The organism is Leifsonia poae, from assembly GCF_020009625.1.
Lineage (GTDB): Bacteria > Actinomycetota > Actinomycetes > Actinomycetales > Microbacteriaceae > Leifsonia > Leifsonia poae_A.
The window spans coordinates 1,572,784-1,596,478 of sequence record NZ_JAIHLP010000002.1; the positions used below are offsets into that span (position 1 = coordinate 1,572,784).

At 65.6% G+C, this 23,695-nt stretch carries 32 protein-coding genes and 1 pseudogene; 1 reads left to right on the top strand and 32 read right to left on the bottom strand.

What is annotated here, in order from left to right; translation table 11 throughout:
• Nucleotides 1–2 precede the first annotated feature (2 nt).
• The 23 genes and pseudogenes from K5L49_RS08115 to K5L49_RS08225 all read right to left on the bottom strand — a co-directional run bounded on the left by K5L49_RS08115 (nucleotide 3) and on the right by K5L49_RS08225 (nucleotide 14,509).
• A complete protein-coding gene (locus tag K5L49_RS08115; protein WP_223691795.1) occupies nucleotides 3–611 on the bottom strand; it encodes an adenylate kinase in 609 nt (202 codons plus the stop codon).
• Entirely contained in the window at nucleotides 608–1,930 is a 1,323-nt protein-coding gene (secY, locus tag K5L49_RS08120; protein ID WP_223691797.1) for a preprotein translocase subunit SecY, read from the bottom strand. The genes K5L49_RS08115 and secY overlap by 4 nt, the downstream gene beginning before the upstream one ends.
• 113 nt (nucleotides 1,931–2,043) lie before the next feature.
• Nucleotides 2,044–2,757 carry a 50S ribosomal protein L15 gene (rplO, locus tag K5L49_RS08125; RefSeq protein ID WP_223691799.1) on the bottom strand — a complete coding sequence of 238 codons (714 nt, stop codon included), beginning with the start codon at nucleotides 2,755–2,757 and terminating at the stop codon, nucleotides 2,044–2,046.
• On the bottom strand, nucleotides 2,757–2,942 hold the full coding sequence (gene rpmD / locus K5L49_RS08130; protein WP_223691801.1) for a 50S ribosomal protein L30: 186 nt from the start codon (nucleotides 2,940–2,942) through the stop codon (nucleotides 2,757–2,759). Before rpmD ends, rplO begins: the two co-directional genes overlap by 1 nt.
• On the bottom strand, nucleotides 2,942–3,598 hold the full coding sequence (rpsE, locus tag K5L49_RS08135; RefSeq protein ID WP_223695269.1) for a 30S ribosomal protein S5: 657 nt from the start codon (nucleotides 3,596–3,598) through the stop codon (nucleotides 2,942–2,944). Before rpsE ends, rpmD begins: the two co-directional genes overlap by 1 nt.
• Nucleotides 3,599–3,654: 56 nt before the next feature.
• Nucleotides 3,655–4,026 (bottom strand): 50S ribosomal protein L18, encoded by a 372-nt coding sequence (gene rplR, locus K5L49_RS08140; protein ID WP_223691803.1) that lies wholly within the window; start codon nucleotides 4,024–4,026, stop codon nucleotides 3,655–3,657.
• Between the two features lie 2 nt (nucleotides 4,027–4,028).
• The gene (gene rplF / locus K5L49_RS08145; RefSeq protein WP_223691805.1) at nucleotides 4,029–4,565 is read right to left on the bottom strand and encodes a 50S ribosomal protein L6; all 537 of its coding nucleotides are present in this window, start codon (nucleotides 4,563–4,565) and stop codon (nucleotides 4,029–4,031) included.
• A 6-nt stretch (nucleotides 4,566–4,571) separates the two neighbouring features.
• On the bottom strand, nucleotides 4,572–4,970 hold the full coding sequence (rpsH, locus tag K5L49_RS08150) for a 30S ribosomal protein S8 (protein ID WP_223691807.1): 399 nt from the start codon (nucleotides 4,968–4,970) through the stop codon (nucleotides 4,572–4,574).
• Between the two features lie 104 nt (nucleotides 4,971–5,074).
• Complete coding sequence (rplE, locus tag K5L49_RS08155; protein ID WP_223691809.1) at nucleotides 5,075–5,662, bottom strand: 50S ribosomal protein L5; 588 nt, start codon at nucleotides 5,660–5,662, stop codon at nucleotides 5,075–5,077.
• On the bottom strand, nucleotides 5,662–6,024 hold the full coding sequence (rplX, locus tag K5L49_RS08160; RefSeq protein ID WP_223691810.1) for a 50S ribosomal protein L24: 363 nt from the start codon (nucleotides 6,022–6,024) through the stop codon (nucleotides 5,662–5,664). Before rplX ends, rplE begins: the two co-directional genes overlap by 1 nt.
• 3 nt (nucleotides 6,025–6,027) lie before the next feature.
• Nucleotides 6,028–6,396: a 50S ribosomal protein L14 gene (gene rplN, locus K5L49_RS08165; RefSeq protein ID WP_223691812.1), complete on the bottom strand. Its 369-nt coding sequence runs from the start codon at nucleotides 6,394–6,396 to the stop codon at nucleotides 6,028–6,030.
• Nucleotides 6,393–6,698 carry a 30S ribosomal protein S17 gene (gene rpsQ / locus K5L49_RS08170; protein WP_223691814.1) on the bottom strand — a complete coding sequence of 102 codons (306 nt, stop codon included), beginning with the start codon at nucleotides 6,696–6,698 and terminating at the stop codon, nucleotides 6,393–6,395. The genes rplN and rpsQ overlap by 4 nt, the downstream gene beginning before the upstream one ends.
• The gene (gene rpmC, locus K5L49_RS08175) at nucleotides 6,698–7,036 is read right to left on the bottom strand and encodes a 50S ribosomal protein L29 (RefSeq protein WP_223691816.1); all 339 of its coding nucleotides are present in this window, start codon (nucleotides 7,034–7,036) and stop codon (nucleotides 6,698–6,700) included. The genes rpsQ and rpmC overlap by 1 nt, the downstream gene beginning before the upstream one ends.
• On the bottom strand, nucleotides 7,036–7,455 hold the full coding sequence (gene rplP, locus K5L49_RS08180) for a 50S ribosomal protein L16 (RefSeq protein ID WP_223691817.1): 420 nt from the start codon (nucleotides 7,453–7,455) through the stop codon (nucleotides 7,036–7,038). The genes rpmC and rplP overlap by 1 nt, the downstream gene beginning before the upstream one ends.
• A complete protein-coding gene (gene rpsC / locus K5L49_RS08185) occupies nucleotides 7,439–8,224 on the bottom strand; it encodes a 30S ribosomal protein S3 (protein WP_223691819.1) in 786 nt (261 codons plus the stop codon). The genes rplP and rpsC overlap by 17 nt, the downstream gene beginning before the upstream one ends.
• Nucleotides 8,224–8,615 (bottom strand): annotated as a pseudogene (rplV, locus tag K5L49_RS08190) (50S ribosomal protein L22). Before rplV ends, rpsC begins: the two are co-directional and overlap by 1 nt.
• A gap of 24 nt (nucleotides 8,616–8,639) precedes the next feature.
• Complete coding sequence (gene rpsS / locus K5L49_RS08195) at nucleotides 8,640–8,921, bottom strand: 30S ribosomal protein S19 (RefSeq protein WP_223691821.1); 282 nt, start codon at nucleotides 8,919–8,921, stop codon at nucleotides 8,640–8,642.
• 9 nt (nucleotides 8,922–8,930) lie between these two features.
• A complete protein-coding gene (gene rplB / locus K5L49_RS08200; RefSeq protein ID WP_223691822.1) occupies nucleotides 8,931–9,770 on the bottom strand; it encodes a 50S ribosomal protein L2 in 840 nt (279 codons plus the stop codon).
• A 25-nt stretch (nucleotides 9,771–9,795) separates the two neighbouring features.
• On the bottom strand, nucleotides 9,796–10,092 hold the full coding sequence (gene rplW / locus K5L49_RS08205; protein WP_223691824.1) for a 50S ribosomal protein L23: 297 nt from the start codon (nucleotides 10,090–10,092) through the stop codon (nucleotides 9,796–9,798).
• Nucleotides 10,092–10,742: a 50S ribosomal protein L4 gene (gene rplD, locus K5L49_RS08210; RefSeq protein ID WP_223691826.1), complete on the bottom strand. Its 651-nt coding sequence runs from the start codon at nucleotides 10,740–10,742 to the stop codon at nucleotides 10,092–10,094. The genes rplW and rplD overlap by 1 nt, the downstream gene beginning before the upstream one ends.
• Nucleotides 10,743–10,747: 5 nt before the next feature.
• Nucleotides 10,748–11,407 carry a 50S ribosomal protein L3 gene (rplC, locus tag K5L49_RS08215; protein ID WP_223691828.1) on the bottom strand — a complete coding sequence of 220 codons (660 nt, stop codon included), beginning with the start codon at nucleotides 11,405–11,407 and terminating at the stop codon, nucleotides 10,748–10,750.
• 11 nt (nucleotides 11,408–11,418) lie between these two features.
• Nucleotides 11,419–11,727, bottom strand: coding sequence for a 30S ribosomal protein S10 (gene rpsJ / locus K5L49_RS08220; protein ID WP_005050520.1), 309 nt, complete (start codon nucleotides 11,725–11,727; stop codon nucleotides 11,419–11,421).
• A 625-nt stretch (nucleotides 11,728–12,352) separates the two neighbouring features.
• Nucleotides 12,353–14,509 (bottom strand): DUF11 domain-containing protein, encoded by a 2,157-nt coding sequence (locus K5L49_RS08225; protein WP_223691830.1) that lies wholly within the window; start codon nucleotides 14,507–14,509, stop codon nucleotides 12,353–12,355.
• Between K5L49_RS08225 and K5L49_RS08230 the strand changes: the two genes are divergently transcribed.
• On the top strand, nucleotides 14,499–14,957 hold the full coding sequence (locus K5L49_RS08230; RefSeq protein WP_223691832.1) for a hypothetical protein: 459 nt from the start codon (nucleotides 14,499–14,501) through the stop codon (nucleotides 14,955–14,957). The two genes, K5L49_RS08225 and K5L49_RS08230, sit on opposite strands and share 11 nt — an antisense overlap.
• A gap of 214 nt (nucleotides 14,958–15,171) precedes the next feature.
• Here K5L49_RS08230 and tuf read toward each other — a convergent pair whose 3' ends face one another.
• From tuf to K5L49_RS08275, 9 genes are all read right to left on the bottom strand, one after another.
• Nucleotides 15,172–16,365 carry an elongation factor Tu gene (gene tuf, locus K5L49_RS08235; RefSeq protein ID WP_223691834.1) on the bottom strand — a complete coding sequence of 398 codons (1,194 nt, stop codon included), beginning with the start codon at nucleotides 16,363–16,365 and terminating at the stop codon, nucleotides 15,172–15,174.
• 157 nt (nucleotides 16,366–16,522) lie between these two features.
• On the bottom strand, nucleotides 16,523–18,637 hold the full coding sequence (gene fusA / locus K5L49_RS08240; protein WP_308116530.1) for an elongation factor G: 2,115 nt from the start codon (nucleotides 18,635–18,637) through the stop codon (nucleotides 16,523–16,525).
• Between the two features lie 87 nt (nucleotides 18,638–18,724).
• A complete protein-coding gene (rpsG, locus tag K5L49_RS08245; RefSeq protein WP_163287610.1) occupies nucleotides 18,725–19,195 on the bottom strand; it encodes a 30S ribosomal protein S7 in 471 nt (156 codons plus the stop codon).
• Entirely contained in the window at nucleotides 19,195–19,569 is a 375-nt protein-coding gene (gene rpsL / locus K5L49_RS08250) for a 30S ribosomal protein S12 (protein WP_055787040.1), read from the bottom strand. Before rpsL ends, rpsG begins: the two co-directional genes overlap by 1 nt.
• Nucleotides 19,570–19,917: 348 nt before the next feature.
• Nucleotides 19,918–21,000: a hypothetical protein gene (locus tag K5L49_RS08255; RefSeq protein ID WP_223691838.1), complete on the bottom strand. Its 1,083-nt coding sequence runs from the start codon at nucleotides 20,998–21,000 to the stop codon at nucleotides 19,918–19,920.
• Nucleotides 21,001–21,100: 100 nt separating this feature from the next.
• Complete coding sequence (locus tag K5L49_RS08260; protein WP_223691839.1) at nucleotides 21,101–21,397, bottom strand: WXG100 family type VII secretion target; 297 nt, start codon at nucleotides 21,395–21,397, stop codon at nucleotides 21,101–21,103.
• A 136-nt stretch (nucleotides 21,398–21,533) separates the two neighbouring features.
• Entirely contained in the window at nucleotides 21,534–22,433 is a 900-nt protein-coding gene (locus K5L49_RS08265; protein WP_223691840.1) for a hypothetical protein, read from the bottom strand.
• Nucleotides 22,430–23,056 (bottom strand): hypothetical protein, encoded by a 627-nt coding sequence (locus K5L49_RS08270; RefSeq protein ID WP_223691841.1) that lies wholly within the window; start codon nucleotides 23,054–23,056, stop codon nucleotides 22,430–22,432. The genes K5L49_RS08265 and K5L49_RS08270 overlap by 4 nt, the downstream gene beginning before the upstream one ends.
• Nucleotides 23,053–23,694 carry a hypothetical protein gene (locus K5L49_RS08275; protein WP_223691844.1) on the bottom strand — a complete coding sequence of 214 codons (642 nt, stop codon included), beginning with the start codon at nucleotides 23,692–23,694 and terminating at the stop codon, nucleotides 23,053–23,055. The genes K5L49_RS08270 and K5L49_RS08275 overlap by 4 nt, the downstream gene beginning before the upstream one ends.
• Nucleotide 23,695 lies beyond the last annotated feature (1 nt).

The window sequence follows — 23,695 nt, forward strand, 5'->3', positions numbered from 1 at the left end:
ACCTAGGCCACCGACTCGTCGCGCTCGGAGGCAGGCAGGATGCCGCGCTCGGTGAGCGCGGACTTGATCCGCTCGGCGACCTCATCGATCTCTCCGAGACCGTCGACCTCGATGAGCAGGCCGCGTTCGCGGTAGACGTCGACGAGCGGGGATGTCTCGCGCAGGTAGACCTGCTGCCGGTGGCGGATGGCCTCCTCCGAGTCGTCGGCGCGCCCTTGTTCCTGAGCACGCTTGGTGAGGCGGGAGACGATCTCCTCCTGGTCGGCGACCAGCTGGATCACCGCTTCGAGCTTCTGACCGTTCGCGTGCAGCAACTCGTCCAGGTAGTGCACCTGCTCCAGCGTGCGCGGGTACCCGTCGAGCAGGAAGCCTGCTCGGGCGTCCTCCTCGGCGATGCGGTTCTTGACGAGTTCGTTCGTGAGCGAGTCGGGAACGTAGTCGCCCGCATCCACGATCGCCTTGACCTGAACGCCCAGGGGCGTCTGGTTCTTGATGTTCGCGCGGAAGATGTCGCCTGTGGAGATGTCGGGGATGCCGTAGGTGCCGGTGATCCGCGACGCCTGCGTTCCCTTGCCGGCCCCCGGGGGACCCACGATCAGCATTCGGGTCATCGCAGCAACCCCTCGTAGTGCCGCTGCTGCAGCTGGGAGTCGATTTGCTTCACCGTCTCCAGGCCGACGCCGACGATGATCAGGATGGACGTGCCACCGAACATGAAGTTCTGACTCGCACCGAGCAGAGCGAAAGCTATGAGCGGGATCAGCGCGATCAAACCCAGATAGATCGAACCGGGCAGGGTGACGCGGGTCAGTACGTAGTCGAGGTACTCCGCGGTCGGACGACCGGCGCGGATGCCCGGGATGAAGCCACCGTACTTCTTCATGTTGTCGGCGACCTCTTCAGGGTTGAAGGTGATCGCCACGTAGAAGTACGTGAACCCGACGATGAGGAGGAAGTAGAGCAGCATGTAGAGCGGGTGATCGCCCTTGGTGAGGTAGTTCGTGATCCAGGTCACCCAGGGCGCGGGGGCCTTGCCGGCCGCCGGCTGGTTGAACTGGGCGATCAGCGCCGGCAGGTACAGCAGCGACGAAGCGAAGATCACGGGCACCACACCGGCCATGTTGACCTTGATGGGGATGTACGTGTTGTTGCCGCCGTACGTGCGCCTGCCGACCATGCGTTTCGCATATTGCACGGGGATGCGCCGTTGCGATTGTTCGACGAAGACCACGGCCGCGACGATCAGCAATCCGATCGCGGTGACGATCAATAACGTCTCGATGCCCTGCGACTGCTCGATGGCCCACAGGGAGCTCGGGAACTGCGCCGCGATCGACGTGAAGATCAGCAAGGACATGCCGTTGCCGATGCCGCGCTCGGTGACCAGCTCGCCCATCCACATGATGAGGCCGGTGCCGGCGGTCATGGTGATGACCATCAGCATGATCGCGTACCAGGAGTCGTCCGTGATGAGCTGCGTGCACTGCGAGACCGCCGTGGTCCCGAACAGGGCGCCGCTGCGGGCGACGGTGATCAGCGTGGTCGACTGCAGGACGCCGAGCGCGATCGTGAGGTAGCGGGTGTACTGCGTGAGCTTGGCCTGGCCGGCCTGGCCCTCTTTGTAGAGGGTCTCGAAGCGCGGGATGACCACGCGCAGCAGCTGCACGATGATCGACGCGGTGATGTACGGCATGATGCCGAGCGCGAAGATCGAAAGCTTGAGGAGCGCGCCACCCGAGAACAGGTTGACGAGCGAGTAGAGACCGGAAGTGTCCTGGTTGGCGTTGAGGCAGGCCTGGACATTGCCGAAATCGACGAACGGCGCCGGGATGAAAGACCCCAGACGGAAGAGGGCGATGATGCCCAGGGTGAAGGCGATCTTCCGGCGAAGATCTGGCGTGCGGAAGATCCGCGCGACGGCGCTAAACAAGTTGCGTCCTGCTTTCCTGTAAGGAGTCAGCCGGGTGACCAGATTTTCTGATCACCCGACTGCACTACTTTACGGGGTCGGTCGGGATCCGGTGGTTCCCATGACCCTGGTGACTACTTGATCGAGCCACCCGCGGCGACGATCTTCTGCTCAGCAGAGCCGGAGACCTTGTCGACCGCGACATTCAGCTTAACCGCAATGTCGCCGTTGCCGAGAACCTTGACCTTCTCGTTCTTGCGAACAGCGCCCTTGGCGACGAGATCGGTGACGGTGACGTCACCGCCCGACGGGTAGAGCTCGGCGAGCTTCTCCAGGTTCACGACCTGGTACTCCACACGGAACGGGTTCTTGAAGCCGCGAAGCTTCGGAGCCCGCATGTGGAACGGCAGCTGACCACCCTGGAAGCCGGGACGCACCGAGTAGCGCGCCTTGGTTCCCTTGGTGCCGCGGCCGGCCGTCTTACCCTTCGAGCCCTCACCGCGTCCGACGCGGGTGCGGTCCTTCTTGGATCCGGCGGCGGGGCGCAGGTGGTGGACCTTGAGCACGTGCTCACGGGTCACCGGAGCCTCGGCGGCCTTCTTGGCGGGAGCCTTCGCAGCCGGCTTCTCAGCCTTGGCAGCGCTGGTCTCGTCCTTCGAAGCGGCGGCGGCCTTGGGGGCAGCAGCCTTCGCGGGCGCCTTCTTCTCGGCGGCCGGCTTCTCGGCGGCGGCCTTGGGAGCCGCAGCCTTCTTCTCGGCAGCAGCCTTGGGGGCGGCAGCCTTCGCCGGCGCCTTCTTCTCGGCGGCCGGCTTCTCGGCGGCAGCCTTCTTGGTTGCTTCGTCAGCCATTAGTCAATCTCCTCGACCTTGACAAGGTGAGCGACGGTGTTGACGTACCCGCGGTTCTGCGAGGTGTCCTCACGGACGACGACGTCACCGATGCGCTTCAGACCCAGGCTGCGAAGAGTATCGCGCTGGTTCTGCTTCTCACTTACTTTGGACTTGATCTGCGTGATCTTCAGACGAGCAGCCATCAGGCACCTGCCTTCGCGGTCGCGGCGGCCTCGGCCAGCGCTGCCTCAGTACGAAGCAGGCGCGCCGGGGCGACCTGGTCGTAGTCGAGTCCACGGCGGGCTGCGACGGCACGAGGTTCCTCGAGCTGCTGCAGCGCCGCAACGGTCGCGTGCACGATGTTGATCGTGTTCGACGAGCCGAGCGACTTGCTGAGGACATCGTGGATTCCGGCGCACTCGAGCACGGCGCGCACAGGACCACCGGCGATAACACCGGTACCGGCGGCGGCGGGGCGCAGGAGCACCACACCGGCGGCGGCCTCACCCTGAACGGGGTGGGGGATGGTGTTGCCGACGCGAGGAACGCGGAAGAAGTTCTTCTTCGCCTCTTCGACACCCTTCGAGATCGCCAGCGGCACCTCACGGGCCTTGCCGTAGCCGACACCGACGAGACCGTTTCCGTCACCGACCACGACGAGGGCGGTGAAGCTGAAACGGCGTCCACCCTTGACGACCTTCGAGACGCGGTTGATCGTCACGACGCGCTCGAGGAACTGGCTCTTGTCCTGGTCGCGGCTTCCGCGATCACGGTTGGGGTTGCGCTCACGGCCGCCGCGGCGAGCCTCACGAGGCTCCTGCGTGCTGGTCGTGGAGGCCGCAGTCTCCACCGGCGCCACGGCGTCGGCTGTCTGCTCAGAGGCCACGGTCTGCTCCTTGTTGTTCTGTTCGTCGCTCACAGGTTCAATCCACCCTCTCGAGCTCCTTCGGCGACAGCGGCGACGCGACCCGCGTACTTGCTGCCACCACGGTCGAATACGACGGCGTCGATGCCCGCGCTCTTGGCACGCTCGGCGACGAGTTCGCCGACCTTGCGGGCCTTGGCGGTCTTGTCACCGTCGAAGCTGCGGAGGTCGGCCTCCATGGTCGACGCCGACGCGAGGGTGTGACCCTTGCTGTCGTCCACGACCTGCACGAAGACGTGACGGGCCGAACGGTTGACGACGAGACGGGGACGGACCGCGGTGCCCTCGACCTTCTTGCGAAGGCGGGTGTGGCGACGCGTACGCGCAGCGGTCTTGCTCTTTCCTCTGGTTCCGAGAGCCATGGTTACTTACCAGCCTTTCCGGCCTTGCGACGGACAACCTCGCCGGCGTAGCGCACACCCTTGCCCTTGTAGGGCTCGGGCTTGCGGATCTTACGGATGTTGGCGGCAACCTCACCGACGGCCTGCTTGTCGATGCCGCTGACGGTGAGCTTGTTGTTGCCCTCCACCGTGAACGTGATGCCCGCGGGCGGCTCGACGTTGACCGGGTGCGAGAAGCCGAGAGCGAACTCGACGCCCGCGCCCTTCTGGGCCACGCGGTAACCGGTGCCGACGATCTCGAGTCCCTTGGAGTAGCCCTCGGTGACGCCGATGATCTGGTTGTGGATCAGGGTGCGGGTCAGGCCGTGCAGCGAACGCGAAGCGCGCTCGTCGTCGGGGCGGGTGACGAGCACCTTGCCCTCTTCCAGCTTGACCTCGATCGGGGTGGCGACGGTGAGCTGAAGCTCACCCTTCGGCCCCTTGACGGTGACGGCCTGGCCGTCGATCTTCACATCGACCCCGGCAGGGACGTCGATGGGCAGTCTTCCAATACGCGACATGACGGACTACCAAACGTAGGCGAGGACTTCCCCACCCACGCCCTTCTTCTCAGCCTGCCGGTCGGTCAGAAGACCGGAGGAGGTGGACAGGATGGCGACGCCGAGCCCGCCGAGGACCTTGGGGATCTCGGTGGACTTCGCGTAAACGCGGAGTCCGGGCTTCGAGACGCGCTTGATGCCGGCGATGGAGCGCTCGCGGTTCGGACCGAACTTGAGGCTCAGAGTGAGCGTCTTGCCGACCCGCGCATCCGTGACCTCCCAGGCGGCGATGTAGCCTTCCGCCTTGAGGATGTCGGCGATGTGCGACTTGAGCTTCGAGTGCGGCATCGACACGGTGTCATGGTGCGCCGAGTTCGCGTTGCGCAGTCTGGTCAGCATGTCTGCGACCGGATCTGTCATTGTCATTGCAGATGTTTCCTTTGGTTCACCAGGTTTCGTTCACCCGTTACACGAGTGACGACCTGTGGTGGAAGCGGGCCGGCCGGATCGGCCGGCCCGACAGGGGAGAACTAGTTCGACGCGTCGTTCGAACGGAAGGGGAAGCCGAGCTGCTTGAGCAGCGCACGGCCCTCTTCGTCGTTCCTCGCGGTGGTCACCACAGTGATGTCCATTCCGCGAACGCGGTCGATCCGGTCCTGATCGATCTCGTGGAACATCGCCTGCTCCGTGAGACCGAAGGTGTAGTTGCCCGTGCCGTCGAACTGCTTGTCCGACAGACCGCGGAAGTCGCGGATACGGGGAAGGGCGAGCGAGAGAAGACGGTCGAGGAACTCCCACATGCGGTCGCCACGCAGCGTGACGTGTGCACCGATCGGCTGACCCTCACGCAGTTTGAACTGCGCGATCGACTTGCGGGCCTTCGTGACCTGCGGCTTCTGGCCGGTGATCTTGGTGAGGTCGGCGACCGCACCATCCATCACCTTGCCGTCGCGCGCAGCCTCGCCGACACCCATGTTGACGACGATCTTCGTCAGACCCGGCACCTGGTGCGGGTTGGTGAAGCCGAGGTCCTTCGCGAGCTGCGCCGAGATCTCGTTCTTGTACTTCTGCTTGAGACGCGGCTGGATTTTGCCAGCGGCGGTTGCAGTGTCGGTCATTACAGGTCCTTACCAGACTTCTTGGCGTAACGAACGCGGACCGTCTTGGCGACGCCGTCCTTCGTCACGGTCTCCGTGCGGAAGCCGACGCGGGTCGGCTGCTTGGTCTCGGGGTCGACCAGGGCGACGTTCGACACGTGGATCGGGGCCTCGTGGGTCTCGATGCCGCCGGTCTTGGTGCCGCGCTGGGTCTGTCCGACGCGCACGTGCTTGGTCACGAAGTTCACGCCCTCGACGATGATGCGGTTCTTCTCGACCTGCACCTCGATGACCCGACCCTGCTTGCCGCGATCTCCGCCACGAGCCTGGGTCGCACCAGTGATGACCTGCACGAGGTCACCCTTCTTGATGTTCTTCGCCATGACTTAGATAACCTCCGGTGCCAGCGAGATGATCTTCATGAACTTCTTGTCGCGGAGCTCGCGACCGACCGGTCCGAAGATACGGGTGCCGCGCGGGTCACCGTCGTTCTTCAAGATCACTGCGGCGTTCTCATCGAACTTGATGTACGAGCCGTCCGGGCGACGGGTCTGCTTGACCACACGCACGATGACGGCCTTGACGACGTCGCCCTTCTTGACGTTGCCGCCCGGAATCGCGTCTTTGACCGTCGCGACGATCGTGTCGCCGAGACCGGCGTAACGACGGCCCGACCCACCCAGCACGCGGATGGTGAGCAGCTCTTTGGCGCCCGTGTTGTCGGCGACCTTGACTCGGGATTCCTGCTGAATCATTTGGCCTTCTCCAGAATCTCAACCAGGCGCCAGCGCTTCGAGGCACTCAGCGGACGGGTCTCGTTGATGAGAACGAGGTCGCCGATGCCGGCGCTGTTGTTCTCGTCGTGCACCTTCACCTTGGAGGTACGGCGGATGACCTTGCCGTACAGGGGGTGCTTCACGCGGTCTTCGACCTCGACGACGATGGTCTTGTCCATCTTGTCGCTGGTCACGTACCCGCGGCGGGCCTTGCGGTATCCACGGACGAGGGCCTCGTCGGCCGCCGACTCCGCGGCCGCAGCCTTGGTGGTCTCAGCCATTACTTGGCCTCCTCAGTCTCGGTCTCGGCCTCGGCTGCCGGAGCAGCCTCCTTCTCGGCCTTGGTCTTCGTGGTCTTCTTCGCGGTCTTCGCGGCGACGACCTCGACGGGGGCCGGGGTGGGCCGAATGCCGAGTTCACGCTCACGGATGACCGTGTAGATGCGAGCGATGTCGCGCTTCACGGCGCGCAGGCGGCCGTGGCTCTCGAGCTGACCGGTCGCGGACTGGAAGCGCAGGTTGAACAGCTCTTCCTTGGCCTTCTTCAGCTCGTCGACGAGTCGCTCGTCTTCGAAAGTGTCGAGCTCAGCGGATGCGAGCTCCTTGGATCCGATCGCCATTACGCGTCGCCCTCCTCGCGCTTGATGATGCGTGCCTTGAGGGGCAGCTTGTGGATTGCACGGGTCATGGCCTCACGAGCGAGCTGCTCGTCGACACCCGAGACCTCGAAGAGGACCCGGCCCGGCTTGACGTTCGCGACCCACCACTCCGGCGAACCCTTACCGGAACCCATGCGGGTTTCGGCCGGCTTCTTCGTGAGCGGACGGTCGGGATAGATGTTGATCCACACCTTGCCGCCACGCTTGATGTGACGCGTCATGGCGATACGAGCGGACTCGATCTGACGGTTGGTCACATAAGCGGGGGTCAGGGCCTGGATGCCGAACTCGCCGAAGCTCACTTTCGTGCCACCAGTGGCCTGGCCGGAACGGCCGGGGTGGTGCTGCTTGCGGTGCTTGACTCTACGTGGGATCAACATGGTTATGCCTCAACTCCTGCGGCGGCCGGCGCGGTCTCGGCGGGGCGTTGCCCCGTCCACCGCGACGCGGACGGTCGTTGCGCTCGGGGCGGGTCGACTTGGTGTTCGCCTGCTCGCGAGCGAGTTCCTTGTTCGTGATGTCGCCCTTGTAGATCCACACCTTGACACCGATACGACCGAACGTGGTCTTGGCCTCGTAGAAGCCGTAGTCGATGTTCGCGCGGAGTGTGTGCAGGGGCACGCGGCCCTCGCGGTAGAACTCCGAGCGGCTCATCTCGGCGCCGCCGAGGCGACCCGAGACCTGGATGCGGACACCCTTGGCGCCGGCGCGCTGGGCACCCTGCAGACCCTTGCGCATCGCGCGGCGGAAGGCCACGCGGGCGGAGAGCTGCTCGGCGATGCCCTGAGCGACGAGCTGAGCGTCGGCCTCGGGGTTCTTCACCTCGAGGATGTTCAACTGGATCTGCTTCTTCGTGAGCTTCTCGAGGTCGGCGCGGATGCGCTCGGCCTCGGCGCCACGGCGACCGATCACGATGCCCGGACGGGCGGTGTGGATGTCGACGCGGACGCGGTCACGGGTGCGCTCGATCTCGATGCGCGAGACACCCGCGCGGTCGAGCGACGTCTGCAGCAGACGACGGATCTTGACGTCCTCGGCGACGAAGTCGCTGTAACGCTGGCCCGGCTTGGTGCTGTCGGAGAACCAACGCGACACGTGGTCGGTGGTGATTCCCAGACGGAAGCCGTATGGATTGACTTTCTGACCCATTACTTGCTCGCCTTCTTCGAAGCCTTGGCAGCCTGGACCTCATCCGGCGTCGCGAGGACGACCGTGATGTGGCTGGTGCGCTTGTTGATGCGGAAGGCTCGGCCCTGCGCACGCGGCTGGAAACGCTTGAGGGTCGTACCCTCGTCGACGAATGCGCTGCTCACGTACAGGTCCTGCTCGTCCAGGTAGGTGTTCGAAGCGTCGGCCTTGACTCGCGCATTGGCGATCGCCGAGGCGACGAGCTTGTACACCGGCTCGCTCGCACCCTGCGGGGCGAACTTCAGGATGGCCAGGGCCTCCTGTGCCTGCTTGCCGCGGATCAGGTTGACGACGCGACGAGCCTTCTGGGGGTCACGCGGATGTGTCGCACGCGTGCGATCGACTCCACCATTTCTCTCCTCCTTACGCCACCGCGTTAGCGGCGGCGACCCTTCTTGTCGTCCTTCACGTGTCCACGGAAGGTGCGGGTGGGCGCGAACTCGCCGAGCTTGTGCCCAACCATGGTCTCGGTGACGAACACCGGGATGTGCTTGCGACCGTCGTGCACCGCGATGGTGTGACCCAGCATGGCCGGGACGATCATCGAGCGGCGCGACCAGGTCTTGATCACGTTCTTGCTGTTGGCCTCATTCGCCACAACGACCTTGCGAAGCAGGTGGTCGTCGACGAAGGGGCCCTTTTTGAGACTGCGTGGCATCTTCTACTCCTACTTACGCTTCTTGCCGGCGGTGCGGCGACGAACGATGAGCTTGTCGCTTTCCTTGTTGGGGTGGCGGGTGCGGCCTTCCTTCTGGCCCCACGGGCTGACCGGGTGGCGTCCACCGGAGGTCTTGCCCTCACCACCACCGTGCGGGTGGTCGACCGGGTTCATGGCGACACCGCGGACGGTCGGGCGAACGCCCTTCCAGCGCATACGGCCGGCCTTGCCCCAGTTGATGTTCGACTGCTCGGCGTTGCCGACCTCGCCGATGGTGGCGCGGCAGCGGGCATCCACGTTGCGGATCTCGCCCGACGGCAGACGGAGCTGCGCGTAGGGACCGTCCTTGGCGACGAGACGAACCGACGCACCGGCGGAGCGGGCCATCTTGGCGCCACCGCCCGGCTTCAGCTCGATCGCGTGGATGACGGTACCGGTGGGGATGTTGCGCAGCGGCAGGTTGTTGCCCGGCTTGATGTCCGCTCCGGCGCCCGACTCGACGATGTCGCCCTGCGACAGCTTGTTCGGGGCGAGGATGTAGCGCTTGGTGCCGTCCACGAAGTGGAGCAGCGCGATGCGCGCCGTGCGGTTGGGGTCGTACTCGATGTGTGCGACCTTGGCGTTCACGCCGTCTTTGTCATTGCGACGGAAGTCGATGACACGGTACTGGCGCTTGTGGCCACCACCGATGTGACGGGTCGTGATGCGACCCTGGTTGTTGCGGCCACCGGTCTTCGAGAGCGGGCGGAGCAGCGACTTCTCGGGCGTCGATCGGGTGATCTCGGCGAAGTCGGCGACGCTCGAACCGCGGCGACCGGGGGTCGTGGGCTTGTATTTACGAATAGCCATGTCTGTTTTCCTCTAGATCCCGGCCTTAGCCAACTGCCGTGAAGATGTCGATGGAACCGGACTTCAGCGTGACGATCGCACGCTTGGTGTCCTTACGCTTGCCCTGGCCGAACTTGGTGCGGCGGGTCTTGCCCTGACGGTTCAGGGTGTTGATCGACGCGACCTGGACCTTGAAGATGCTCTCGATGGCGAGCTTGATCTCGGTCTTGTTCGAGCGCGGGTCGACGAGGAAGGTGTACTTGCCTTCGTCGATCAGGCCATAGCTCTTCTCGGAGACGACGGGGGCGATGATGACGTCGCGCGGGTCCTTGTTGACGGGCATTACGCGTTCACCTCTTCCTTGTTGGACTTCGACGCGATGAACGCTTCGAGCGCACCCTTGGTGAAGACGATGTCGTCGCTCACCAGAACGTCGTACGCGTTCAGCTGGTCGAAGTGCAGCACGTGCACGGTCGGGATGTTGCGGACGCTCAGGGCGCTCACCGCATCGTCGCGCTCGAGCACGATGAGCACGTGCTTCGAGGTGGCGACACCGGTCAGGTACTCCACGACGGCCTTGGTCGACGGGGTCTCACCGAGGGCGAGCGACTCGACGGCGTGCAGCCGGCTTCCGCGGGCGCGGTCGCTGAGGGCACCGAGCAGGGCGGCGGCGATCATCTTCTTGGGGGTGCGCTGCGCGTAGCTGCGGGGCACTGGTCCGTGGACGATGCCACCGCCGGTCATCTGAGGGGCGCGGATCGAGCCCTGACGAGCGCGACCGGTTCCCTTCTGCTTGAACGGCTTGCGGCCGGCACCGGAGACCTCACCACGACGCTTGGTCTTGTGGGTTCCCTGACGCGCAGCGGCGAGCTGGGCGACGACCACCTGGTGGATCAGCGGGATGTTGGTCTGAACGTCGAAGAGCTCGGCGGGGAGCTCGACGGAGCCCGCCTTCTTGCCCTTGACGTCGAGGACGTCAATCGAGGTAGCCATGGAGACTAGGCCCCCTTCACTGCGTTGCGGACGAATACGATGCGGCCACGGGCACCGGGAACGGCTCCCTTGACCAGCAGGAGGCCCTTCTCGGCGTCGATCGCCTGAACCTTGAGGTTCAAGACCGTGACGCGCTCGCCACCCATGCGACCGGCCATGCGCATGCCCTTGAAGACACGGCTCGGGGTCGAGGAGGCGCCGATGGAACCCGGCTTGCGGTGGTTGCGGTGAGCACCGTGCGAGGCGGAGACACCCTTGAAGTTGTGACGCTTCATCACACCGGCGAAGCCCTTGCCCTTCGACGTTCCGACGACGTCGACCAGCTGGCCGGCCTCGAAGGTCGCGTCGACGGTCAGCTCCTGGCCGGCGCTGTAGTCAGCGGCATCGGCGGTGCGGACCTCGGTGAGGTGACGGCGCGGCGTGACGCCGGCCTTGTCGAAGTGTCCGGCGGACGGCTTGTTGACCTTGCGCGGGTCGATCTGGCCGTAGGCGATCTGAACGGCGTTGTAGCCGTCGACCTCGGGGGTGCGGACCTGGGTCACGACGTTCGGCGTGATCTCGATGACGGTCACGGGGATGAGCTTGTTGTTCTCATCCCAGACCTGGGTCATTCCGAGCTTCTTGCCGAGGAGGCCACGGGAGGTCTTGGTTTCGATGTTCGACATGGCACTCCCCCTTAGAGCTTGATCTCGATGTTGACGTCGGCCGGCAGGTCGAGACGCATGAGCGAGTCGACGGCCTTGGGCGTCGGGTCGATGATGTCGATGAGGCGCTTGTGTGTGCGCATCTCGAAGTGCTCGCGGCTGTCCTTGTACTTGTGGGGCGAACGGATGACGCACACCACGTTCTTCTCGGTCGGAAGCGGCACGGGGCCGACAACGGTCGCGCCCGCACGGGTCACGGTGTCGACGATCTTGCGCGCCGAGGTGTCGATGACCTCGTGGTCGTACGACTTAAGCCGAATGCGGATCTTCTGTCCCGCCATGTCTGACTCACTCTCTTGTTATGGCGTCTTACGAGCCCGATTCCCGAAGGAGCCGGCCTCGCATTGGACGCAGGTGGCGAACGGGGGCGTTCGCCGCTGGTCTTTCTTTCACTCTTCTTCTGTCAACTCACCGACCCCCGCGCTCGGGCGTGTCGCCCGTTTCGAGGACAGAGATGACCCGTGTTCTCGAAGGAGGTCGATTAAGCGTTGCTCTGCTACCCGCGGCCTAACCATCTGCCGCTGATCGAATGAACGACCTCGCGGTGGGCTATGCACTGCCTGGCAGTGATCCGTTCGGAGCACGCGCGAGCGCACTCGTTCCGAAGTGTTGAACTAGACAAGTTTGCCAGAGTATTGGCTTCGCTGCAACCCGGGCGTGTCGCGGACGACGAAGAGCGGGGCCGTGCGACTGCCCGACCCCGCTCGAATGACGCCTCGCGCCGTCACTCCTTGCTGTTGCCTGTGGTTCCGCTCACGCGGTTCCCGAACTCTCCGCCCGGGGGCCGGTCAACGGTTCGGCCTGGTTTGCGAGGTTGTGGATACCCATACGCTCTCCCTTGTTCGGCGGTCCGTCCGGTGTGAACGGTGACCTTATTCTGCGCCGCTGCGGCGGTGAGGTAAACCCCTAGTGAACATCACCGCGACGGCGACGCATCCAGAGCACCAGTCCGGCGCCCAATCCCAGCAGCACGGCGGCTCCGGCGAGCGGACCCATCGTGTCGCTGCCCGTGTCGGCCAGCCCGGTGGAGGAGCCGCCTGCGGCGACGGTCGTGGTCACGGCCGGGTCGCAGTGCGTCGAGGGCGGCGGGTAAGCCACGGTGGATGCGGTGGTCGGGTTGATCCGCACCTCGACGACCGCACCGGTGCGCAGGTCGTAGAACGGTGCGGCCGGGTCGAGCACCCAGGTGCCGTCACCCAGCTGGCGCCAGCCCGGCCAGCCGTTGCCGTGGCCGCTCGCGTCCACGCTGGCTCCCGGCCAGAGCTGGGTACCGGTGATGGTGTCGCCGTTCACCCAGCCGCTCGGCAGAGTGACGTAGTTGACCTTGCTCGCACCGTTGGCGAGCAGCGCCGCCTCATCTCCGGCCGGGATGCTGGTATTGCGGGCGGCGTACGCGTCGGCCGTCCACCAGATGAGCGCGATCTTCGGTGCGGTCGTCAGGTTGTACGGCGTGATCGAGTACGACACCACCGGGGCGTCGTTCACACACAGTGCCTGAGCGCTCACCGCGATCGACTTGACCTTCGTCGTGTCGGTCGAGCAGTTGTCCGAGGTGTCGGAGTCGTGCTGGGCGCTGGTGACACAGGCCCGGTTGTCGATGTTGGGATAGGGAACATCGATTCCGGACCGCGAGAGGTCACCCACGGAGGCCCGGAAGGTCAGGACAGCCGTGGCCCCGGGGTTCAGAGAGCCCGAGTACACGAAGGTGAGCGTCGAGCCCGCCTCGGTCACACTCCATCCGGGCGGCGCCACGAGGGAGCCTGCCACGAAGGTCAGCCCCGCGGGCAGTGCGTCGGTGACCGTGACCCCCGTCGCCGCATCCGTTCCGGTGTTGCCGACGGCCAGCTGATAGTCGATGACCTCGTTCTTCCCCGAGTCGATGACTCCGCCTTCACCGCCGTCCGTCGTGGAGTGGGTCTTCACGATGTTCAGGTTGACGCTGGGCACGCGGTGGGTCGTCTCGCAGCCCGGCTGATCGCTCGGTTGCGGGCCGTATGGCGGCGCCGGCGGGCAGGAGCCGCCCTGGCCCGGCGTGACGACATTGTCGATGACGACACCGGCGGCGTCGTCGTTCACGATCACCGAGAACGACACCGTCTCGCTCGCCCCCGCCTCGAGCGTCGGGACCTGCCAGGTGAGCTGATTCCCGGAACGGCTGAGCGCAGCCGGCAGGGTGCCGGTGAGATGGGCGTTGTCGAGCACGTTGCCCAGCGAGTCGACCGCTGTCGCGCCCGTCACCTCGGCATCCGAATCGTTCTTCGCCGTGAGCGTGTAGGTGATGGTCTGACCGGGTTCCACGACCGAGCCGCTGGCCGGGTCCGCCGTCTTGGTCAGCGTCCAGTGCGGGGTCGGGTGGTCGGTCGTGCAGCTCTCGTCGCACACACCTCCCGGCGGAACGGTCAGCACGTTGACGATGTGCACGCCATAGGCGCCTGCGTTCACCCGCACGGTGTAGCTCAGGCTGAGCGAGTCGTCGAAACCGGTGATGGTCCACACCAGGTTCGTGCCGACGATCGCGGCACTCCCCTGCGTGGGCTCGAGATCGCCGACGAGTGTCGCGTTATCGAGCACCTTCGACATGTCGTCGGTGATCACCAGCGAGTTCGGGAGCATTCCGCCGGTGTACTGCACGTTGAGCGTGTAGGTGATGAGCTGACCGGGAACCACCGTCGTGCCGGAGGCCGGATCGCTCGTCTTCGAGACCGACCAGGCGGCCGGGATCTCGCGGTTGACGACGACGCAGCGAACATTCTGGTTGCCGGGGACGTTGACCTTGAAGCCCAGCGTCCCGACGTTGACGACGGTGCCGTCTGCGTAGGTGCAGACCGCATTGAGACCGCCCTGCTGCACGAGCTGATAGTTGTCTTTCTGGGTCTCAGCGACGGTCACGGGCACCGAGGTGGCGCCCGCGGGCACGGTGAGCGTGTACGTCACCGAACCGGTGGCACCATTCGTGGTGAGCAGCTGCGGGCTGTAGGACAGCCCCGTGCTCGTCGCGGTGAACGCCCAGCCGGCCGGCGTGCTGTCGATAAGGGTACCGTCGGCGTTCTCGATGTGCTTCACGACCGAGAGCGTTCCGGTGGTGGAGCCGCTCGACGAGCCAGGAGGGGTCGACGGCGAAGGGCTCGGAACAGCGAGCGCCTTCGTGCTCGGCGCGGTCGGCGGAACCACCGGTGCGGCGGGTGCGCTCGGCGACGGAGTCGCCGCCGGCGTCGAGGACGGCGCTGGATCAGGTGACGGGGCCGCCGATGGGGCCGGAGCCGGATCAGCCGCCGGCGTCGCCGACGGGGAGGGATCAGGCGTCGGCGTCGTCGAGGCGGTCGGCGCAGACGCCGCAGGAGAGGAGGCGGGAACCGCATCCTCCGCATTCGCCGGAGCCGTGAAGCCGGTGATCGCCAGCGCGAGCACGATGGCCGGCGCGGCGATGCGCGCGGTCCAACCGGTGAGACGGAAAGGCGTTCGGGCGCGCTTCTCGGTCGATTCGTCGTCGAAGTGGGCAGAGCTGTGCTGACGTCGCATGTTGGGGACCCCCTTGGCAGGTGCGAGCCATCCTCAGTTCGGGTATTGAGGTTTTCTCAGCTTAGAGGACCACGGCGCGAAAGTCTCGTATTAGTGAGAAAATCTCACTCTAGCGCATGCCCCCTTTGTGGGGACGCAACGGCACGACACAAATAGAAAAGGGGCCGGGCCGCGAACGGCCCGACCCCTTTCGGAGCAGTCGGAGACTACTTGATGATCTTCACAACGGTACCGGCGCCCACGGTGCGGCCACCCTCACGGATGGCGAAGCCGAGGCCCTCCTCCATGGCGATCGGCTGGATCAGCGCGACCGTCATGTCGGTGGTGTCGCCGGGCATGACCATCTCGGTGCCCTCGGGCAGCGTGATGACGCCGGTGACGTCGGTGGTACGGAAGTAGAACTGCGGACGGTAGTTCGCGTAGAACGGGTTGTGACGGCCACCCTCATCCTTCGACAGGATGTAGGCGGTGCCCTCGAAGTCGGTGTGCGGCGTGACCGAACCCGGCTTGACGACGACCTGACCGCGCTCGACGTCCTCGCGCTTGGTGCCACGGAGGAGCAGACCACAGTTCTCGCCGGCCCATGCCTCGTCGAGCTGCTTGTGGAACATCTCGATACCGGTGACCGTGGTCTTCTGCGTCGGGCGGATGCCGACGATCTCGACCTCGGAGTTGATGGCGAGGGTTCCACGCTCGGCGCGGCCCGTGACGACGGTTCCACGACCGGTGATCGTGAAGACGTCCTCGATCGGCATCAGGAACGGCTTGTCCTTGTCGCGGATCGGGTCCGGGATGGAGTTGTCGACGGCTTCCATGAGCTCGAGAACGGAGTTGACCCACTTCTCGTCACCCTCGAGAGCCTTGAGGCCCGAGACGCGAACGACGGGGGCGTTGTCGCCGTCGAAGTTCTGGCTCGAGAGCAGCTCGCGAACCTCGAGCTCGACGAGCTCCAGGATCTCCTCGTCGTCGACCATGTCGGACTTGTTCAGCGCGACCAGCAGGTACGGAACGCCGACCTGCTTGGCGAGCAGAACGTGCTCACGGGTCTGCGCCATGGGACCGTCGGTGGCGGCGACCACGAGGATCGCGCCGTCCATCTGAGCGGCACCGGTGATCATGTTCTTGATGTAGTCGGCGTGCCCAGGGGCGTCAACGTGCGCGTAGTGGCGCTTCGGGGTCTCGTACTCGACGTGCGAGATGTTGATCGTGATACCGCGCTGACGCTCTTCCGGAGCCGAGTCGATCGACGCGAAGTCGCGCTGCACGTTGGTGGCCGACGGGTACTTGTCAGCAAGCACCTTCGAGATCGCCGCGGTGAGCGTGGTCTTGCCGTGGTCGACGTGACCGATGGTTCCGATGTTGACGTGCGGCTTAGTCCGCTCGAACTTGGCCTTAGCCACTGGGTCCTCCTCAGGACTCTCGTGTAGAAACCCCGGCCGATGGTTTTCGGCCGGCAACTCTACGGGATTGTTTACCTATGTTACTTGGTTGATCCGGGGTTCCGGAACGCTGGCGGACCAGCGATCCGGAACCTCAAATCCGTCAGGGGCTCTCCTGCTATTCGCCCTTGTTCTTCTGGACGATCTCGTCGGCCACAGCCTTCGGGACCTCCGCGTAGCTGTCGAACGTCATCGAGTAGACCGCGCGGCCCGAGGTCTTCGACCGCAGGTCACCGATGTATCCGAACATTTCCGACAGCGGGACGTTGGCGCGGATCACCTTGACACCGCTCGCGTCCTCCATCGACTGGATCTGGCCTCGACGGGAGTTGAGGTCACCGATCACATCGCCCATGTACTCTTCCGGCGTGCGCACCTCGACCGCCATGAGCGGCTCGAGCAGCACGGGGTTCGCCTTGCGCGCGGCCTCTTTGTAGGCCATCGAGCCGGCGATCTTGAACGCCATCTCCGAGGAGTCGACATCGTGCGAAGCGCCATCGACCAGGGTCGCCTTGACGCCGACGGTCGGGAAGCCGGCGAGGACGCCGACCTGCATGGCGTCCTGGATGCCGTGGTCGACCGACGGGATGTACTCACGCGGCACGCGACCACCGGTGACGGCGTTGACGAACTCGTAGCTCGTCTCCGGCGTGACATCCATCGGCTCGATCGTGATCTGGATCTTTGCGAACTGACCCGAACCACCGGTCTGCTTCTTGTGCGTGTAGTCGTACTTCTCGACCGAACGGCGGATCGTCTCGCGGTAGGCCACCTGGGGCTTGCCGACGTTCGCCTCGACGTTGAACTCGCGCTTCATGCGGTCGACCAGGATGTCGAGGTGGAGCTCGCCCATTCCCTTGATGACCGTCTGACCGGTCTCCTGGTTCTGCTCAGTGCGGAAGGTCGGGTCTTCCTCGGCGAGCTTCTGGATCGCGGTGCCCAGCTTCTCCTGGTCGGCCTTGGTCTTCGGCTCGATCGCGACCTCGATCACGGGCTCCGGGAACGTCATCGACTCGAGGACGACCTGGTTGTCCGGGTCGCACAGTGTGTCACCGGTGGTGGTGTCCTTGAGGCCGATCACGGCGTAGATGTTGCCCGCGGTGACGAAGTCGACCGGGTTCTCCTTGTTGGCGTGCATCTGGAAGATCTTCCCGATGCGCTCCTTCTTGCCCTTCGTCGAGTTCACGACACCAGAGCCGCTCTCGACGCGACCGGAGTACACGCGAACGTAGGTGAGGCGACCGAAGAACGGGTGGACGGCGACCTTGAAGGCCAGGGCCGAGAACGGCTCGGTGGCGTCGGCGTGACGGAGGATGACCTTCTCTTCGTCGCGCGGGTCGTGCGCCTCGATGGCGGGCACGTCGAGCGGCGACGGGAGGTAGTCGATCACAGCGTCGAGCATCGGCTGGACACCGCGGTTCTTGAACGCGGAACCGCAGAGCACCGGGTAGATCTCGCTGTTAACGGTGAGCTTGCGGATGGCGCCCTTGATCTCGGCGACAGTGAGCTCCTCACCGCCGAAGAACTTCTCGAGCAGCGCGTCGTCGGTCTCGGCGACGGTCTCGAGGAGGGCCTGACGGTACTCCTCGGCCTTCTCGACGAGGTCGGCGGGGATCTCCTCGATGGCGTACTTGGCGCCCATCTGAACGTCACCCTTTGCGTCTCCACGCCAGGTGAGCGCACGCATCTCGACCAGGTCGACGACGCCCTCGAAGTTGGACTCCGAGCCGATCGGCAGCTGAAGGACCAGCGGCTTCGCGCCGAGGCGCTTCACGATGGTGTCGACGGTGAAGTAGAAGTCGGCGCCGAGCTTGTCCATCTTGTTGACGAAGCAGATGCGGGGGACGTTGTACTTGTCGGCCTGACGCCACACGGTCTCGGACTGGGGCTCGACGCCCTCCTTGCCGTCGAAGACGGCGACCGCGCCGTCGAGCACGCGGAGCGAGCGCTCCACCTCGACGGTGAAGTCCACGTGGCCCGGGGTGTCGATGATGTTGATCTGGTTCTTGTTCCAGAAACAGGTCACGGCCGCGGACGTGATGGTGATGCCGCGCTCCTTCTCCTGCTCCATCCAGTCGGTCGTCGAGGCGCCGTCGTGGGTCTCGCCAATCTTGTGGTTGACGCCCGTGTAGAACAGGATGCGCTCGGTCGTGGTGGTCTTGCCGGCATCGATGTGGGCCATGATGCCGATGTTGCGGACCTTATGCAGGTCGGTGAGCACGTCCTGTGCCACAGGGTTCCTCCGAAAAGTAGAAAGTGGAAGGGGTACCGGTTCGGATGTCGCACCCCGAAGAGTGCAACACCCGAACCGGTCGAATCATTACCAGCGGTAGTGCGCGAACGCCTTGTTCGACTCGGCCATCTTGTGCGTGTCTTCACGACGCTTGACGGCGGCGCCGAGACCGTTGGACGCATCCAGGATCTCGTTGGTGAGGCGCTCGGTCATGGTCTTCTCGCGACGACCCTTGGCGTAGCTGGTGAGCCAGCGCAGCGCGAGGGTGTTGGCGCGGTGCGGCTTGACCTCGACCGGCACCTGGTAGGTCGAGCCACCGACGCGGCGGCTGCGGACCTCGAGGGTCGGGCGCACGTTGTCGAGCGCCTTCTTGAGCGTGGCGACGGCATCCTGACCGTTCTTGGCGGCAACGCCTTCGAGCGCGTCGTAGACGATGCGCTCAGCGAGGCCCTTCTTGCCGTCGAGGAGGATCTTGTTGACGAGCTGGCTGACGATGGGGGCGCCGTATACCGGGTCTGCGACGACGGGGCGCTTGGGGGCTGGTCCCTTGCGAGGCATTACTTCTTCTCCATCTTCGCGCCGTACCGGCTGCGAGCCTGCTTGCGGTTCTTCACGGCCTGGGTGTCCAGCGCGCCGCGAACGATCTTGTAACGAACACCGGGGAGGTCTTTGACACGACCGCCGCGGACGAGCACCATCGAGTGCTCCTGCAGGTTGTGGCCCTCGCCCGGAATGTAGGCCGTGACCTCGGTTCCGTTGGACAGCTTCACACGCGCCACCTTGCGCAGAGCCGAGTTCGGCTTCTTCGGGGTGGTGGTGTAGACGCGGGTGCAAACGCCGCGCTGCTGGGGGTTGGCCTTCAGGGCGGGCGCCTTGGTCTTCGTGACCTTGGGGCTGCGGCCCTTCCGAACCAACTGCTGAATGGTTGGCACTGAACTTCTCCTTTTATGGACTGCACGGTGACAGTTGTTGCTTTGTCCGTCGGTCTCCGCACATCTGTTCCATGTTCTGGGCAGACAGGCCGGGACTTCGGGGAAACCGATCGACGCGTGATCCCGCTTCCGAAGAGTCGGGATCTGTTCGTCATCGATATGCCGTGGGGGCGCGAGACTTCCGTGCAGAAAGTTTCGGCCCATCGGATGAGTACGTGCCTGCCCGCTCGCGGCACCCGCTTTCTGGGCACCAAACGAACGCGCGACAGAGCGCACACCCGATAAATCTTAGCTCTCGGTCGGGTTGCGGTCAAATGGATGCGCGGCCCACCGGCGCGCCGTGCGCCCCTACTTCACCAATTGCGAGTAGATGGCCGTTGCTCCGTCGAAACGCACGGTTCCGATGACCGGGAACGGGATGTCGGGGGTGCCGACCTCACCGGAGTTCCCTTTTCCATCATGGGCGGTCCCTGTCATCTGCGCAGCGCCCAATTTGGTGCTGACGACCGCGTAGCCGGCCTGCGCCCACTCGCCGATCGTGAACTCCGGGCGGGTGACGATGGACCATTCGACCGAGTCGATCGTGATGCCATCTCCACTGACGGCGTGGAACGGGCATCCGTCCGGCACCATGTCGGTGGAAGCGGCGCAGGTGTCCAGATAGTCGTTCACCGCCTGGTTCGCCGCCTTCTCCCCGTCATTGGTCAGGCCGATCGACACCGCCGCCGGCTGCGGCTTCGCACCGCCGAACCCGATGGCTGTGACGCTGAACGTCGGCGCCCCGAGCATGGTGTCGGTGAAGGCGGGGTGAACGTCGTACGTTCCCGGGAAGGCCCGGAGTTCGACATCCGGACCGCTCTGCAGGGGCTGGCCGGCGATGGTGAACGGCAGCTGCTCCGGCCCGTCGAAGGCGATCGCCACCCGGGTGAGCGCGACCGGGCGCAGCTTCCAGTGGTCGAAGACGACGAAGTCCTGGCCGGTTCGGGTCAGCGCGAACGTCTGCGTGTAGGTGTGAGCGGCCTGCTTGATCGTGGCCCTGACGGTTGCGGTGCCCCCCTTCACCGTCGGTGCGGCGAGGGTGAACCCGCTGATGTGTCTCGCCGCCTTGGCGTATGCCTTGTCGGTGAGCAGCACATCCGACTCGCTCGTCGTCGTTCCGGTGAGGGCGAGCGCCCGCGACACCGTGCCGTGCACCAGGGCTTCGAGGTAGCGCGCGACGGCGACCCGCGGCGCGTTCTCGTTCATGCTGACCACGGAGGCGACGGTGGCGACCCCGCCCGCCATCACGACGACCGAGACCGCCGCCACCACCCACCAGTACCAGCGGATGCGCGGCCTCCGACGCGGCGCCCCTCCGGGTGCTGCCGCCGCCGGTTCTGCCGCATCCACCCCTGGATCCGCCGGCCGCTGGGTCGTTTCGCTCTCCGCCACGGTGATTCCCCTCGTCAAGACTGAAGCCGAGTGTAGTGGCGTGAACGACGGAGCGCGGGCACCTTTTCAGGTGCCCGCGCTCGACGATGGTTCGGGGCGGTCAGCCGCCGATTCCCTTGGCCAGTTCGCTGTCGACGTTCTGCAGCGTGTCGGCCGCTTTCGTGAGGAACTGGGACATTCCGTCGAGGCCGTTGACCGCGTCCGTGGTGCCCTTGGTGAACTGCTCGTACGAGGTGTGGAAGGCGCCGGAAGCCTGGTCGGTGACGAAGCCTCCGTTCACCAGTCCGTTCACCAGGTTCTGCAGCTCGTGCAGCTTCGCGGTGATGTCGTCTTTGCCCGAGGTCAGGCGGTTGGCGGCATCGGTCATCTCGCCGTACGTGACGTTCATGTTTGCCATGACGTTCAATCCCTTCGTTGTCCGTGAAGGTCAACCCCTCGGGCCGACCAGCTATCGGTAACCTATCGACGGCGGCCGCCGCCGGGGAATGGGGAGGACTCCCCATCCACTGTTCACGTCAGAGGGAACGGCCTGATCAGGCCGCGGATTCGCCGGTGCCGAGCGCTTCGCCCGAGCGCCAGAAGTTCAGCGCGCAGACCACTCCCGCCGCCACCAGCAGCAGGCCGAGCGCGAGGAATCCGATGAACAAGGGAAGGGCCGCGGCGAGCGCACCGGGGGCGGATCCGGGGCCGACAGCCTCCGACAGCGCCGTCGTCGACAGGGCGGCGATGAGGCCACCCAGACCGGCGAGCCACAGGTCGAAGCGCCACCGGTAGTCGAACCACCGCCAGAACCGCTGCCCGCCCGCAACGACACCGGGCCGGATGCGCCCGCCCGCCTGAGCCCTTCGGAACGCCCGCTTCTTGATCAGCGAGACGAGAGCGGCCACGGTGATGCCGAAGGCGATGGCGCCGTAGATGAGCCAGTACTGCGCGAACGCATTCTGGTCGCCGACGCTCGACGGCCAGCCGCCGGTGAACCAGGAGAGGACCGGGAGCCCGACGAGGAGCAGCGACACCAACAGACCGACGACGATCCAGATCAGATGCCACCCGTCCGAGAGCACAGAGAACCCGGAGACCATGGTGGCCTGCGGGAGAACGGTATCGGGCGGCGCGGGATTCCGACGCATCGACCCGCGTCTCAGCTGCTCACCCACAATCAGGCCGCACATCGCGAGCAGCAGGAGGATGCCGGGCAGGGCGCTCATCCCGATTGTTGCGAACCCCCGGATATCGTCGACCGCGCCGTCGTCGGTGCCTGCCGGGTTCGAGGCGAGCCCGGTGAGCACGAGGCCGCCAGCGACGAGGAGCACGAAGGCGAGCGCCGCGAGGACGGCGCCGATCACGCTGAGCACCCGGCCGAACCGACGGTTGGATTCGGCGACCCGGGCGCGGCGCCGTTCGAGCGCCTCTCCGGTGAGCTCGTCGTTCACCTGGAGATCTCCTCGGAGGTCGGGGCGGGCTCGGCCCAGGTGAGAGAGTCGACGATGGCGTCGAAGAAGACCGTGTAGAGCTCCGGGTCGTGTACGGTCGGCGCCGAGACGGTGATGCTGAGCAGCCCTTCCCCGTGCGGATACGGAACCGAGTATTCGAGGAACAGCGACGGCTCACGCAGCTCGCCGATCGCATCCTCGCCGATCTCGCTGGTCCGAGCCACCGGTCCGGAACGGTGGTCGAGGATTTCCGCGCCCGGGCGGGCGGCCATGAGGCGCGCGGCGAGGTCCGGCCCAGCGAGGTCCGGGCCGCCCGAGCCTTCGGCGGGCCACGCCCGGTCGCTCACGATCAGCGCGGCGGGCAGCGGGATGCCGGGAAGCACCTCAAGGGACATCCAGAAGGCCGTCGCCCCAGCGGTGCGGGCGCGCTCGGCCGTGCGCACGAGCTCGTCGCGCGCGTCCTTGCGCACGCGGGCCAGCCTGTCGTTGCGGCCGACGCGCTGTAAGACGAGGGCTTTGACGCGCTCGCGCATCACGTCTCCGTCGTCGAGGGGGACCTCGGCCCAGGTTCCGGGGAGCACGATCGAGTACGCCCCCTGCGGGGATCGCGCGGTGTACGTCACTCGGCCGCCTCGAGCGTGAGCGTGAGAGTGGCGACGAGGTCTTGCACATCCTGAGCCATATCGGTGAAGACCCCCAGATTCTCGGCGGATGCCACAAACTGCACCGCCTGGGCGGCATCAGGCGGGAACACGACGGCGACGACCCGCTCCTCGAGCTCCGCTCCCCCGTCGGCGCCCGCGTGGGCGATCAGGTTGTGCGAGCCGACGAGTTCGCCCGCGTCGATCTGCGTGCGCCAGGTCTGAACGGCGAAGTAGCTGTAGTCGGCATCCGGTACGACGACCGGGGCGGCGAGCGCGGCCTCGCAGCGGTCCGGCGACCCGAGCAGCTCGATCGGCGCGAGCGAGAAGGCGAGTGCGGCGCCGGCCCTCCCGATCTCAGGAAAGGGGATCCAGACCGCGGCGGTGAGCGCCGGATCGTCCATCGACCGGAACCGCGAGCGGGCCAGCTCCAGTTCGTCGGCGAGGTGGGCCTGCACCACCTCGTCGGCCACCAACGAGGAAGCGAGCGAGCGCCCCCACTCGGGATCGGAGGCGGACGCCAGCGGAATCGCGTGCCATCCGCTCGGTGTCCCGATCCCGAACGTCAGGATGTCCCTGCGTGTGCCCTCGGCCGTCAAGACGTCTCCCCTCACCGTCACG

Coding starts and splice junctions, on each gene's coding strand:
- K5L49_RS08115 (WP_223691795.1), bottom strand. CDS start 611: ATGACCCGAATGCTGATCGTGGGTCCCCCGGGGGCCGGCAAGGGAACG.
- rplO (WP_223691799.1), bottom strand. CDS start 2,757: ATGGCTGACGAAGCAACCAAGAAGGCTGCCGCCGAGAAGCCGGCCGCC.
- rpmD (WP_223691801.1), bottom strand. CDS start 2,942: ATGGCTGCTCGTCTGAAGATCACGCAGATCAAGTCCAAAGTAAGTGAG.
- rplR (WP_223691803.1), bottom strand. CDS start 4,026: ATGGCTCTCGGAACCAGAGGAAAGAGCAAGACCGCTGCGCGTACGCGT.
- rplF (WP_223691805.1), bottom strand. CDS start 4,565: ATGTCGCGTATTGGAAGACTGCCCATCGACGTCCCTGCCGGGGTCGAT.
- rpsH (WP_223691807.1), bottom strand. CDS start 4,970: ATGACAATGACAGATCCGGTCGCAGACATGCTGACCAGACTGCGCAAC.
- rplE (WP_223691809.1), bottom strand. CDS start 5,662: ATGACCGACACTGCAACCGCCGCTGGCAAAATCCAGCCGCGTCTCAAG.
- rplX (WP_223691810.1), bottom strand. CDS start 6,024: ATGGCGAAGAACATCAAGAAGGGTGACCTCGTGCAGGTCATCACTGGT.
- rplN (WP_223691812.1), bottom strand. CDS start 6,396: ATGATTCAGCAGGAATCCCGAGTCAAGGTCGCCGACAACACGGGCGCC.
- rpsQ (WP_223691814.1), bottom strand. CDS start 6,698: ATGGCTGAGACCACCAAGGCTGCGGCCGCGGAGTCGGCGGCCGACGAG.
- rpmC (WP_223691816.1), bottom strand. CDS start 7,036: ATGGCGATCGGATCCAAGGAGCTCGCATCCGCTGAGCTCGACACTTTC.
- rplP (WP_223691817.1), bottom strand. CDS start 7,455: ATGTTGATCCCACGTAGAGTCAAGCACCGCAAGCAGCACCACCCCGGC.
- rpsC (WP_223691819.1), bottom strand. CDS start 8,224: ATGGGTCAGAAAGTCAATCCATACGGCTTCCGTCTGGGAATCACCACC.
- rpsS (WP_223691821.1), bottom strand. CDS start 8,921: ATGCCACGCAGTCTCAAAAAGGGCCCCTTCGTCGACGACCACCTGCTT.
- rplB (WP_223691822.1), bottom strand. CDS start 9,770: ATGGCTATTCGTAAATACAAGCCCACGACCCCCGGTCGCCGCGGTTCG.
- rplW (WP_223691824.1), bottom strand. CDS start 10,092: ATGCCCGTCAACAAGGACCCGCGCGACGTCATCATCGCCCCCGTCGTC.
- rplD (WP_223691826.1), bottom strand. CDS start 10,742: ATGGCTACCTCGATTGACGTCCTCGACGTCAAGGGCAAGAAGGCGGGC.
- rplC (WP_223691828.1), bottom strand. CDS start 11,407: ATGTCGAACATCGAAACCAAGACCTCCCGTGGCCTCCTCGGCAAGAAG.
- rpsJ (WP_005050520.1), bottom strand. CDS start 11,727: ATGGCGGGACAGAAGATCCGCATTCGGCTTAAGTCGTACGACCACGAG.
- K5L49_RS08230 (WP_223691832.1), top strand. CDS start 14,499: ATGTGCTTCACGACCGAGAGCGTTCCGGTGGTGGAGCCGCTCGACGAG.
- rpsG (WP_163287610.1), bottom strand. CDS start 19,195: ATGCCTCGCAAGGGACCAGCCCCCAAGCGCCCCGTCGTCGCAGACCCG.
- K5L49_RS08260 (WP_223691839.1), bottom strand. CDS start 21,397: ATGGCAAACATGAACGTCACGTACGGCGAGATGACCGATGCCGCCAAC.